Below are 12,231 nucleotides of genomic sequence, written 5' to 3'. Positions count from 1 at the left end.
CGCAGCGCATGGCGTCCTTTCTCACCATGCGTGCGCGGATGGCCGGGTGCAATGCAACATCTTGTGCATTGCATCGCGTTCCGAAAATGTCCGGGGGAAATCGCTCATTTTCGAGACATTTCCGGCCAAAACGGCCGGAGTGGTTAAAACAAAATAAAATTTACCCATATAAAACAATGGCTTGTGAGCGTTGGCACGCTTATCGCTGTATGAATGCCGTCAACGGCCGGGCGCCGTCGGCAGATGTGCCGCACCGAATTGAGCCTGATGCACCGCGAACACTGCATCGCAACATGGCAACTCGATTTCGTCCCTGAATATTTCGGTATTCAGTTGATCCAGCGCCAATACTCCTGCCGACGTCATGAATACACAACCTGCCAACCATTTGCTCGCGTCCTTGCCCGCGTCGGAATTCGACGTGCTGGCGCCGCATCTCCAACTCGTTCCGCTGCGTTTCGGCCAATTGCTGTACGACGCCGGCGAAACAGTCAAGAAAATGTATTTCCCGACCTCGGCCATCGTCTCGATGATTTTCCTGATGGCCGACGGCGCCACGGTCGAAGTGGCGGCGGTGGGCAACGAGGGGGTGATCGGCGTGCCGGCGCTCACCGGCGGCTTCACCATGCCCACCCGCATCGAGGTGCGCAACAGCGGCTATGCCTATGCGATGAACGCGCAGCTGTTTCGCCGCGAGTTCGACCGCCACGGCCTGGTGCACCGGCTGATGCTCCATTACATCCAGGCGCTGCTGACCCAGGTGGCGCAGAACTCGCTGTGCAACCGCCGCCATCACATCGTGCGCCAGGTCAGCAGCTGGCTGCTGCTCACCCAGGATCGGCTCGAAACCGACGAGCTGGCCGTCACCCAGCAGCTGATCGCCTCGATGCTCGGAGTGCGCCGCGAAGGCGTGACCGAGGCCACCGGCAAGCTGCAGGATGCCGGCCTGATCGCGCAGCGCCGCGGCAAGATCACCATCGTGGATCGCGCCGGCCTGGAGGATTCCGCCTGCGAGTGCTATGCCATCGTGCGACGCGAATTCCAGCGCCTGCTGCGCGCCAGCTCCGAGGATGGCGCCGAAGGCGGCGGCACACGGCGCGTGACCGAGATCGGCGGCAAATCGCAGGGCAGCTACCTGGGGCAGCGCGTCTACGCGGTCGGCTGCTGAGCCCGGCCGATCATCGATTCACCTGGCCGAGGGAATCGAACCCGACGCCGGCCTCGCCGACGATATCGCGCCGCGATCCGATCCGCGCCCTAGCGCGATCACGGATTCGCAGTGCTAACGATATCGGGCGCTTCGTCAACCTTCGATGGCAAATCGTTACGGGAAGACCAACATGAGACACAAGGGCAGCATATTCGCGCTGTTGGTGGGCTGGGTGGTGGCGGGCTGCGCCTACGCCCCGGGGCCGGCGCTCGATGCGTCGCGCATGCAGGAAGCGCCGAAGGACGGCGCGCCGGCGCCCACCTATGCGGTGCATCCGATCGATGCCAACGTGATCAGCGGTCAGCTGCGCGCCACGGCCGAGGCCATGCCGCTGCCGCCGCAATCGGCCGGCCAGCCGCACGACGATTACCGCGTGGGGCGCGGCGATATCCTCGGCATCACCGTATGGGGCCATCCCGAGCTGAGCGTGGGGGCCGCCACCGCGCCGCTGCCGCAGCTCGACGGCATTGCCGCGCTGGGCAACGGCGCGGGCGCGCCGGGCTCGCCCGGCGTGCTGATCACGCCCGACGGCTCGCGCGTGGCGGCCGACGGCACCATCTATTTCCCCACCGTGGGCCGCGTGGAGGTGGCCGGCAAGACGGCCGCGCAGATCAGCGCGATGCTGGTGTCGCGGCTCGGCGGCTATGCGATCAAGCCGCAGCTCGAGGTGCGCGTGATCCAGTTCCGCAGCCAGCAGGTGCAGCTTGCCGGCGAGGTGAAGAACCCGGGCTCGCTGCCGATCACGGACCTCAAGCTCAGCGTGCTCGACGCGATCACCCGCTCGGGCGGCTCGCTCGCCGATGCGGACTTGCAACGCGTGCAGCTCACGCGCGGCGGCCAGACCTATGTGCTCGACCTGCAACGCACGCTCGACCGCGGCGACGTTTCGCAGAACGTGGTGCTCGAAACCGGCGACATCGTCTATGTGCCCGATCACAACGCGAGCCGCGTGTTCATGCTCGGCGAGGTGGCCAAGCCGCAGACGCTGTTCATGGACAAGGGGCGCATGACCCTGGCCGACGCCATCGCCACCGCGAACGGCATCAATCCGCAGAGCGCGCAGCCGCGCCAGATCCTCGTGATCCGCAGGAGCGCCGCCGATCCGGCCCGGCCCAGCATCTACCGGCTCGACATGACCCAGGTGGATTCGATCCTGCTGTCCACCCAGTTCGACCTGAAGCCGCTCGACGTGGTGTACGTGGGCACGGCGCAGATCGCGCAGGTCAACCGCTTGCTGGAGCAATTGCTGCCGACGGTCACCAGCATGTACCTGTTCTACGCCGCCACGCGATGAGCCCCGATACGCGCGCCGCGCAGCCCCATTCAACCGACACCGAAATCGACATCGATCCCGGCCTGGAGGAACGATCAACGTGAACACTCCGAACCTGAACGCCCGGCATTCCGTTGGCCTGCCCGACGAGATGCCCGACCCGCTCGGCATGCTGCGCCTGCTGCGCGACCATGCCTGGACCGTCGCGGCCATCACCGCGGCGGTGGTGGCACTGGCCGGCATCTATGTGTGGCTGGCCTCGCCCGTGTATTCGGCCAGCGCCATGATCCGGGTGGAGGCGCAGGGCCGCAACGCGCTCGGCTTCGCCGCCGACGGCCAGCAACTGGTGGTGGGGCAGGGCACCGGGCGCACCGATGCCGAGATCGGCATGTTGCAGAGCCGCTCGATCCTCGATCCGGTGGTGAATCAATACGGCTACGAGATCGCCACCGCGCCCCATACGCTGCCGATCCTCGGCGCGATCGCCCGCAAGTTCGCCACGCCGGGCCGGCCGTCGCGGCCCTGGTTCGGGCTCGATTCCTATGCCTGGGGCGGCGAGCGGATCGATATCGAGGCGATGCAGGTGCCGCCCGAGCTGGAAAACCGCAAGCTGCGGCTGCGCGCGCTCGGCGACGGCGCGTTCGCGCTGATCGCGCCCGGCGGCGCCGTGCTGCTGACCGGCAAGGCAGGCGAGACGGCGCAGATGGACGGCGTGTCGATCCGGGTGCGCCGGCTCGATGCGCGGCCGAACACCGAATTCGACGTGACGGCCTGGAACGGCGTGAACGCGCTGCAACGCTTCTCGAAGCAGCTCAAGATCCTGGAGAAGGGCAGCGGCACCGGGCTCGTGCAGATCACCTTCGCCAGCGACCGCCCCGACCGCTCGGCCGACGTGGCCAACGCGATCGCGCAGGGCTATGTGGCGGCCACCATCGCCGAGAGCCGCGCCAACGACGGCAAGACGCTCGACTTCATCAATCGCGAGCTGCCGCGCCTGCGCGAGGAGCTGCGCCAGGCCGAAGCCTCGCTGATGGGCTATCAGGCGTCCACCGGCTCGTTGCAGCCCACCGCCGAGGCGCAGTCCTACCTGCAAGGGGCGATCGAGGTGGAGCGCCAGATCGCGATGCTGCAACTGCAGCGCACGCAGATGGCGCAGAACTTCACGCCGGACAGCGCGCCGATGCGCAATATCGACCAGCAGCTCGCGCAGCTGACGGCCACCAAGGCCCGCTTCGACGCGCGCTTCGTGCGCATGCCCGAATCCGAGCGCACCAATGCCGACCTGAGCCGCAATGCCAAGGTGGCCGAATCGATCTATATCGCGATGGTCAACAAGGCCGAGGAGTTGACGGTGCGCCGCGCCAGCACCACCGGCGACGTGCATATCGTGGACAACGCGGTGCGCCCGGCCGATCCGGTCTCGCCTGCGGTGCCGATCATCATGGCCAGCAGCCTGGGCCTCGGCCTGATGCTCGGCACCTTGTTCGTATTCCTGCGCAGCCGCTACTTGACCGGCGTGACCGATTCGAAATTCATCGAGCGCAGCCTGCGCATGCCGATGCTGGCCTCGGTGCTGTACAGCGCCCAGCAGGCGCGGCTCGACCAGGCCATGCCGCGCAACCTGGCGTTCCAGCCCGCCGAGGCGCGCCTCCAGCGCCGGCCGGCCCTGCTGCCGAGCGCGCGCACGGCCGCGGGCGCCGGCTCGGCGGCCGAGAGCCTGCAACCGGCCAGCTCGCAATACCTGCTCGCGCGCAGCTTTCCGCACGACGCCTCGGTGGAGGCCCTGCGCGGCCTGCGCACGGCGCTGCACCTGCATTTCCAGCAGGAGGCGCGCCCCGACGACGGCGTGATCGTGCTGACCGGGCCCACGCCCGACACCGGCAAGAGCTTCGTGGCCGCCAACCTCTCCGTGCTGGAAGCGGAGACGCAAAAGCGCGTGCTGCTGGTGGATGCCGACATGCGCTGCGGGCGGCTCGCCTCGTTCTTCGGCAAGCCGAACGCGGGCGGCCTGGCCGAGCTGCTGGCCGGGCGCATCGAGATCGACCAGGCGATCCAGCCGGCCGGCGTGCCGGGCCTGTCGCTGATCTCCTGCGGCCGCTATCCGGGCAATCCGTCCGAGCTGCTGATGATGCCGGCGTTCCGGCGCCTGCTCGACGAATTCAAGCAGCGCTTCGACCTGGTGATCATCGACACGCCGCCGCTGCTGGCCGTGAGCGACGCCGCGATCGTCTCGCACGGCGGCGGCAAGACCGTGCTGGTGCTGCGCTCGGGCATGCATACCGAGGACGAGATCGAGGAAACCATCACCAAGCTCGATCGCGCCGGCGCCTGGACGGTGGGCGCGATCTTCAACGCGGTGCCGCTGCGGCGCAGCGAACGGCTCGGCTACGGCTATTCGTCCGCCTATCTGAATCACAGCTCCGCGGTGGCATAGCACGCGCGCGCCCGCCTATGTGTGTGATCGCACCGATTGATGCGGTGCAACGCGTTTCAATGCCCTGGCACGTCGAAACAGGGAAGGGCAAGCGAAGGCCGGCCGCACGGATGCGCCGCCGGCATGGATGGAATTTGCCGGTGCGCGCATGTCTTGCGCGCCGGCGCCAACGGACGAGGAGCGGTCATGATCGTAGTGACGGGTGGTGCGGGTTTCATCGGCGCGAATTTCGTGCTCGACTGGGCGAGCCGCGAGGCCGAGCCGGTGGTCAATGTCGACAAGCTGACCTACGCGGGCAGCCGGAGCACCTTGCACCTGTTGCAGGCGCGGTCGCAATACGGTTTCGTGGAGGCCGACATCTGCAATCGCGTCGCCATGGATCATGTCTTCGAGAAGCACAGGCCGCGCGCGATCGTGCATTTCGCCGCCGAAAGCCATGTGGACCGCTCGATCCGGATGCCGGCCGAGTTCATCCAGTCCAACGTGGTGGGCACCTTCACGCTGTTGCAGGCCGCGCATCGCTACTGGCTCGGCCTGGGCACCGCCGAGAAGCGGGCGTTCCGCTTCCTGCACGTCTCCACCGACGAGGTGTTCGGCTCGCTCGGGCCGCACGACGCGCCGTTCTCCGAGCAGTCGCCGTATGCGCCCAACAGCCCGTATTCGGCCACCAAGGCCGCCTCCGATCACCTGGTGCGCGCCTGGCATCACACCTTCGGGCTGCCGACGCTCACCACCCATTGCTCGAACAACTACGGGCCGTTCCAGTTTCCGGAAAAGCTGATCCCGCTGATGATCCGCTGCGCGCTCGAAGGCAACAGCCTGCCGATCTACGGCGACGGCCAGAACGTGCGCGACTGGCTCTACGTGGGCGACCATTGCAGCGCCCTGCGCCAGGTGCTGGCCGGCGGCGTGCCGGGCCGGGCCTACAACATCGGCGGGCGCAACGAGCTGACCAACCTCGACGTGGTGGGCGCCTTGTGCGACCTGCTCGACCGCTTCCAGCCCAGGCGCGCCGGCTCCTATCGCGAGCAGATCCGCATGGTGTCCGATCGGCCCGGCCACGACCGCCGCTATGCGATCGACGCCACCCGGATGCAGACCGAGCTGGGCTGGATGCCCACCGAGAGCTTCGAGACCGGCCTGGAGAAAACGGTGCGCTGGTATCTCGACCACCAGCGCTGGGTCAATGAAGTGGCCTGCGGCGAATATCAGAAATGGGAGGTGGACGCGTATGCGAAGCAGGCGTGATCTGCGCCCGGCCGTGCGCCCCAGAAGCCCGATCGACGCCGCGACAGGGAGCACGCCGACATGGCCATCCAAGTGACAGCCACCGCGCTGCCCGAAGTGAAGATCATCGAGCCGGCCGTGTTCGGCGACACACGCGGCTTCTTCTACGAGAGTTTCAACGCCCGGGAATTCGAGGAAAGCGTGGCGCAGGGCTTCGAGTTCGTGCAGGACAACCATTCGCGCTCGATGCGCGGCGTGCTGCGCGGCCTCCATTACCAGATCGTGCGTCCGCAGGGCAAGCTGGTGCGGGTGGTGGCGGGCGAGGTGTTCGACGTGGCGGTGGATCTTCGCCTGAGTTCGCCGAACTTCGGCAAGTGGGCCGGGGTCAGGCTCAGCGCGAAGAACTACCGCCAGCTGTGGATTCCGCCCGGCTTCGCGCACGGCTTCGTGGTGCTGTCGGTGTCGGCCGAGTTCGTCTACAAGGTGACCGATTACTGGTTTCCCGAATACGAGCGCAGCCTGCTGTGGAGCGACCCGATGATCAAGATCGACTGGCCGATCGAGCAGGCGCCGCTGCTGGCCTCCAAGGACGCCGAGGGCAAGCCGCTGTTCGAGGCCGAGTGCTACCCCTGAAGCGCGCGCGGCGAAGCGGCGGGCAGTGTGCGAGCCCGCACATTCCCGCCGATTTTCCCTCACTACCCTGGCTTCGCAGCGTGCGGTGCAGCATGCCGAGCCGATCCTTCCTCCGACTTCTATCGCCCAACACGATGCTCAAGCGCAGCCTAATTGCCAACTATGCGGGTCAGATTGCGACGGTCGTGCTCGGCATGATCATGGTGCCGGTGTACGTGCATCATCTCGGCGTGGAGGCATACGGGCTGATCGCTTTCAACGCGGTGCTCCTGGCCTGGGTGCAGTTGCTGGACCTGGGCCTGTCGCCCACCCTGTGCCGCGAACTCGCGCGCGCCAACGGCGAGGCGGCCCATCGCGAGGTGCGGGTACTGCTGCAATCGCTCGAAAAGTTCGTCTCGGCCATCTGCCTGGTGCTGATCGTGCTGTCGGGCTTCGCCGCACCGTTCTTCGCCACCGGCTGGCTCAACGCGAAATCGCTGCCCACCCACGACATCGAGCTGGCCTTCGTGCTGATGGTGCTGACCGTGTCGGCGCGCTGGCTGTCCTCGCTCTATCGCGGCGGGATGGTGGGCATCGATCGCCAGGCCACGCTCAACACGGTGATCGTGATCTTCGCCGTGATCCGCGCCGTGCTGGTGGTGCCGCTGATCACGATCTGGCCGCGCGTGGACGTGTTCTTCCTCTGGCAGCTGGGCGCGATCCTCGGCGAGGCGATCACCATGCGCGTGCTGCTGGGCCGCGCGATCGGCGCGCCGGTGCTGTCGCGCACCTTCTCGCGCGAGGTGCTGGCCGCGCGGGCGCGGCTGTCGCTGTCGATCGCGTTCTCGGCGCTGATGTGGGCCACCTCCACCCAGGCCGACAAGATCATCCTGTCCAAGCTGCTGCCGCTGTCCGCGTTCGGCGTGTTCAGCATGGCCACGCTGCTGGCGAGCGGCATCCTGCTGCTGGCCAACCCGGTGCAGCAATCGTTCACGCCGCGCTTCACGGCCGACAGCGCGCGCAATGTCAACGCGCTGAAATCGAGCTACTTCCTGGCCAGCGAGATCATGATGATCGTGGTGATCCCGGTGGCGCTGCTGTTCGCAAGCGTGCCCGATCTGGTGTTTCGGCTGTGGTCCAGCAGCCTGCCGATGAATCCCGACGCGCTGCGCATCCTGCAATGCTATGCGCTCGGCAACGCCTGCTCGGCCATCGCCGGGCTGTCCTTCCTGATCCAGTACGCCGACGGCGATCTCTCGCTGCACATCAAGGGCAACCTGGGCTTCGTGGCGATCCTGGTGCCCGCGGTGCTGGTGGGCGCGATCCATTACGGCGCGCTCGGCGCGGCCTATACCTGGCTGGCCATCAACCTGGTGCAGCTGTGCGTGTGGGTGGGCATCGTGCATCGCCGCTTCCTGCCGGGCATCAACGGCGTCTGGTATCGCGGCCTGGCCGCGCGCGTGCTGGTGGTGGCGGTGCTGGGCGCCGCCTTCCATTACGCGGCGCCGCCGCCCGTCGAGCGCCTCGTGCTGCTGCCGGTGCTCGGCTGCATGTGGCTGCTGATGGTGGCCGCGATGATCGTGGTGTCGCCCATTTCCCAACGCAAGGCGATGGCGCTGGCCAGGCGCTTCGCCGTCAACTGAGGGCCGCGAATGAATCCCGCCGAACTCGATCCGGACGTGAATCCGGTGATCTCCGTCGTCGTGCTCTGCTACAACCTCGAACGCTATATCGGCCCGTGCCTGGACAGCATCCTGAGCCAGCGCGTGGGCGTGCCGTTCGAGATCGTGATCGGCGACGACGGCTCCAGCGACGGCTCGCCGGGCGTGATCGAGGCATTTCGCGCCCGCCATCCCGATGTGATCCGGGTGGCCGCGCACGCGCGCAATGTCGGCTATTCGCGCAACCTGGCCGATACCCTGGCGCTGGCGCGCGGCGAATATATCGCCACCGTCGACGGCGACGACATGATGCTGCCGGGCAAGCTCGCGCGCCAGCTCGAGGTGCTGGAGACCCAGCCCGAATTCGGCATGGTGGCGCACCGCATGCGCACCGTCGACGCCGTGAGCGGGGCGCCGGTGGCGTTCGCGCTGGCGCGCGTCAAGCCGCCGGTGTTCGACGCCGAATTCCTGATCGAGCACGGGCCGTTCTTTCTCAACAGCTCGGTGATGTTTCGCGCGGCCTTGCGGCGCCGCCATCCCGTGGATCTCGACCTCAAGGTGGTGGCCGACGTGGCCAACCTCGTGCAATGCCTGCACGGCAGCCGCGCCGCCTATCTGGACCAGGAGCTGGGCGTGTATCGCGTCAATCCGAAGGGCTTCACCTCCACCGTGATCCTGAACCCCGAGCGCCACGCCACCAATATCGAGGATCTGATGCGCACCTGCAACCTGGCCGAGGCGCTGGGCATGAAGCGCGAGGTGGTGGATCGGGGCCGGGCGGGCGTGCTGCTGCGCTCGGCGATCCTCTATCTGGAAAGCGGGCTCTACGAGCAGTTCGAGCATTGCATCAGCCGCAGCGCCGGCTTCGCCGAGGTGGGCGTCAAGCAGCGCGTGCTGCATGCGCTGCGCCGTTCGCCGCGGCTGCTGCGCTCGCTCTATGTCACGGCCAAGCAGCTGGCCGGTCGCCCCACGGTGCGCGCATGAGCGTGCTGCCGCGCCGCCTCGCGCAACTGGCCGAGATGGGCTGGATCGATCGGACCAATGCGCTGCGGCACGCCTATTTCGGCCTGAAGACGCGGCTCTGGTATGCGCGCGTGTTCGGCCGGGTGGGCGAGGGCAGCGTGATCTTCCCGCCGTATCTGCTGGCCAACGTGCAGCACGCCGCGCTCGGCGAGCGCGTGCTGATCCGCGCCGGCGCGCGCATCGAGCTGGTGGTGGGCGATGCGCTGCGCCCGCCGCGGCTCGCGATCGGCAGCGACGTGAATATCGAGCAGAACGTGCATATCGTGTGCGGCTCCTCGATCGATATTCAGGACGGCGTCACGATCACCGGCAACTGCGCGATCGTGGATGTCGAGCATCCGTATGAGGACGTGCTCGACCCGGTGCGCATCGGCATGCGCCTGCGCATGCGCGGCAACCGCGTGGTGATCGGCGCGGGCAGCTTCATCGGCTTCAATTCGATCATCCTGCCGAACGTGGTGATCGGGCGCCACGCGGTGGTGGGCAGCCATTCCGTCGTCACGAGCGACGTGCCCGACTACTGCGTGGTGGCGGGCAATCCGGCACGCATGATCCGGCGTTACAACCGCAACACGCAAACCTGGGAGCACTGCACATCATGAAGATCCTCATCACCGGCGGCGCCGGTTTCATCGGCTCGCATCTCGCCAGGAAGCTGGTCGCGCAGAACGCGACGGTGACCGTGCTCGACAATCTCGCCCAGCAGATCCACGGCGCCGATCCCTACCAGGATTCCGCGCTGCTGCGTTCGCTCGGCGGCTCGGTGCGCATGATCGAGGGCTCGGTGTGCGACCGCGCCACCCTGGAGCGCGCGATGAGCGGCCAGGACGCGATCGTGCATCTGGCGGCCGAGACCGGCACCGGCCAGTCGATGTACGAGGTCGAGCATTACGTGGACGTGAACGTGGGCGGCTGCGGGCTGATCCTCGACATCCTGGTCAAGAACCGCAACAACACCGTGCGCAAGATGGTGGTGGCCTCCTCGCGGGCCATTTACGGCGAGGGCAAGTATCGCTCGCCGGCGCTCGGCATCGTGTATCCGGACGCGCGCAGCGAGGCCGACCTGCTGGCCGGCCGCTTCGATTACCTGTGCCCGGTGTCGGGCGAGCCGCTGCAATGCCTGCCCACCGACGAGGAATCGAAGATCCATCCGTCCTCCGTATACGGCATCACCAAATACGACCAGGAGCTGATGGTGATGACGGTGTGCCGCTCGATCGGCATCGGCGCCTCCGCGCTGCGCTACCAGAACGTGTACGGGCCGGGCCAGTCGCTGTCGAATCCGTACACGGGCATCCTGTCGATCTTCTCCACCCGCATCAAGAATGGCAACGAGATCAACGTGTTCGAGGACGGCCTCGAAAGCCGCGACTTCGTCTATATCGACGACGTGGTGGACGCCACCGAGGCCGCGCTGATGCGCCCCGAGGCGAGCGGCCGCGTGTTCGGCATCGGCTCCGGGCAGCGCACGGCCGTGATCGAGGTGGCCGAGCGGCTTGGCGCGCTGTATCGCAGCGCGGTGCCGATCAACGTGACCGGCGCGTTTCGCCTGGGCGACATCCGCCACAACTACGCCGACCTCACGCGCGCGCGCGAATGGCTCGGCTTCGAGCCCAAGGTGAGCTTCGAGCAGGGCATCGCACGCTTCGCCGCCTGGGTGGAGGAACAGGAGGTCAAGCCCGACAACTACGAGCTGAGCATCGTGGAGATGCAGGCGCGCGGCCTGTACCAGGCCAGCCGGGTCGCGGCATGAACGCGCACGCGCAGGACACGGCGATGGGCGAGGCACGCGTGAAGCCGCGGGTGGGCGTGGTGACCGTGCTGTATCAGTCCGACGACGTGCTGGCGGATTTCTTCGCGAGCCTTGCGGCGCAGGCGGGCGTGGTGCTGCGGCTCTATGTGATCGATAACAGCGCCACCGACAGCGGCAGCCTGATGTCGCGGCAGTTGGCCGAGGCGGCCGGGCTCGACGCGCAGGTGGTGTTCAACGACGCCAACCTGGGCGTGGCGCGCGGCAACAACCAGGGCATCCGGCTCGCGCTCGCGCAGGGCTGCGATTACGTGCTGCTGGCCAACAACGACGTGGCGTTCGACGGGCCCGATACGATCGCCAACCTGATCGCGCCGATCGCGGCGAGCCCCGTGCCGATCGTCACGTTTCCGAAGATCCTCTATCACGGCACCAATCGGATCTGGTGCGCGGGCGGCACGATCTCGCGCATGAAGGCTATCACCACCCATCGCGGCGACGGCTGCGAGGATCTGGGCCAGTTCGATGCGCCCGGCGCCGCCGAATACGCGCCCACCTGCTTCATGGCGCTGCATCGCAGCGTGTTCGCGCGGGTGGGCATGATGGACGAGAACTACTTCGTCTATTACGACGACACCGATTTCGTGTGGCGCATGAATCGCGCCGGCATCCATCCGTGGTACGTGCCGGCCTCGCGCGTCGCGCACAAGGTGAGCTTTTCCACCGGCGGCGGCGAAAGCCCGTTCAGCCTGTTCTATTGCACGCGCAACCGCTTGTATTTCAGCCGCAAGAACCTGGGCTTTCCTTATGCGCAGCTGGCCCAGGCCTATTCGGTGGCGGCCATGCTGGCCAAGTGCGTGCGCTTCACGGCGGCCGGCCGGCGCAGCGTGCTGCGCGGCATCAGCGAGGGCCTGCGGCTGCGCCACGCGCCCGGCGCGGAAGCCGGCACCGGCGGCGGCCAGGGCTCGGCCGCCTCCTGAGCTGGCGCGTCGCCCGGCGCCGTGCCGGCGCGCCGGCGCGACGAGGTGGCCGACTCGACGG

Annotated in this window: 10 protein-coding genes; all 10 read left to right on the top strand. The window is 67.3% G+C overall.

Annotated elements, in window-relative coordinates; genetic code table 11:
• The first annotated feature begins 364 nt into the window (after positions 1-364).
• A complete protein-coding gene (locus tag BM43_RS07620; protein ID WP_036056018.1) occupies positions 365-1,168 on the top strand; it encodes a Crp/Fnr family transcriptional regulator in 804 nt (267 codons plus the stop codon).
• Positions 1,169-1,340: 172 nt separating this feature from the next.
• A complete protein-coding gene (locus BM43_RS07615; RefSeq protein WP_042285550.1) occupies positions 1,341-2,504 on the top strand; it encodes a polysaccharide biosynthesis/export family protein in 1,164 nt (387 codons plus the stop codon).
• Positions 2,505-2,583: 79 nt separating this feature from the next.
• A complete protein-coding gene (locus tag BM43_RS07610; RefSeq protein ID WP_017919577.1) occupies positions 2,584-4,917 on the top strand; it encodes a polysaccharide biosynthesis tyrosine autokinase in 2,334 nt (777 codons plus the stop codon).
• A gap of 186 nt (positions 4,918-5,103) precedes the next feature.
• On the top strand, positions 5,104-6,165 hold the full coding sequence (rfbB, locus tag BM43_RS07605; RefSeq protein ID WP_036056019.1) for a dTDP-glucose 4,6-dehydratase: 1,062 nt from the start codon (positions 5,104-5,106) through the stop codon (positions 6,163-6,165).
• Positions 6,166-6,225: 60 nt separating this feature from the next.
• Positions 6,226-6,777 carry a dTDP-4-dehydrorhamnose 3,5-epimerase gene (gene rfbC / locus BM43_RS07600; protein ID WP_036056020.1) on the top strand — a complete coding sequence of 184 codons (552 nt, stop codon included), beginning with the start codon at positions 6,226-6,228 and terminating at the stop codon, positions 6,775-6,777.
• 134 nt (positions 6,778-6,911) lie between these two features.
• Complete coding sequence (locus BM43_RS07595) at positions 6,912-8,399, top strand: lipopolysaccharide biosynthesis protein (RefSeq protein WP_036056021.1); 1,488 nt, start codon at positions 6,912-6,914, stop codon at positions 8,397-8,399.
• A gap of 9 nt (positions 8,400-8,408) precedes the next feature.
• A complete protein-coding gene (locus BM43_RS07590) occupies positions 8,409-9,401 on the top strand; it encodes a glycosyltransferase family 2 protein (RefSeq protein ID WP_036056022.1) in 993 nt (330 codons plus the stop codon).
• Entirely contained in the window at positions 9,398-10,042 is a 645-nt protein-coding gene (locus BM43_RS07585; RefSeq protein ID WP_036056023.1) for an acyltransferase, read from the top strand. Before BM43_RS07590 ends, BM43_RS07585 begins: the two co-directional genes overlap by 4 nt.
• Complete coding sequence (locus BM43_RS07580) at positions 10,039-11,193, top strand: NAD-dependent epimerase/dehydratase family protein (RefSeq protein ID WP_036056024.1); 1,155 nt, start codon at positions 10,039-10,041, stop codon at positions 11,191-11,193. Before BM43_RS07585 ends, BM43_RS07580 begins: the two co-directional genes overlap by 4 nt.
• Complete coding sequence (locus BM43_RS07575) at positions 11,190-12,170, top strand: glycosyltransferase family 2 protein (RefSeq protein WP_063769157.1); 981 nt, start codon at positions 11,190-11,192, stop codon at positions 12,168-12,170. The genes BM43_RS07580 and BM43_RS07575 overlap by 4 nt, the downstream gene beginning before the upstream one ends.
• Positions 12,171-12,231: the final 61 nt, after the last annotated feature.

Origin of the sequence: Burkholderia gladioli (genome assembly GCF_000959725.1) — a bacterium.
GTDB classification, from domain to species: Bacteria; Pseudomonadota; Gammaproteobacteria; order Burkholderiales; family Burkholderiaceae; genus Burkholderia; species Burkholderia gladioli.
This window is presented reverse-complemented; position numbering and strand designations above follow the sequence as displayed.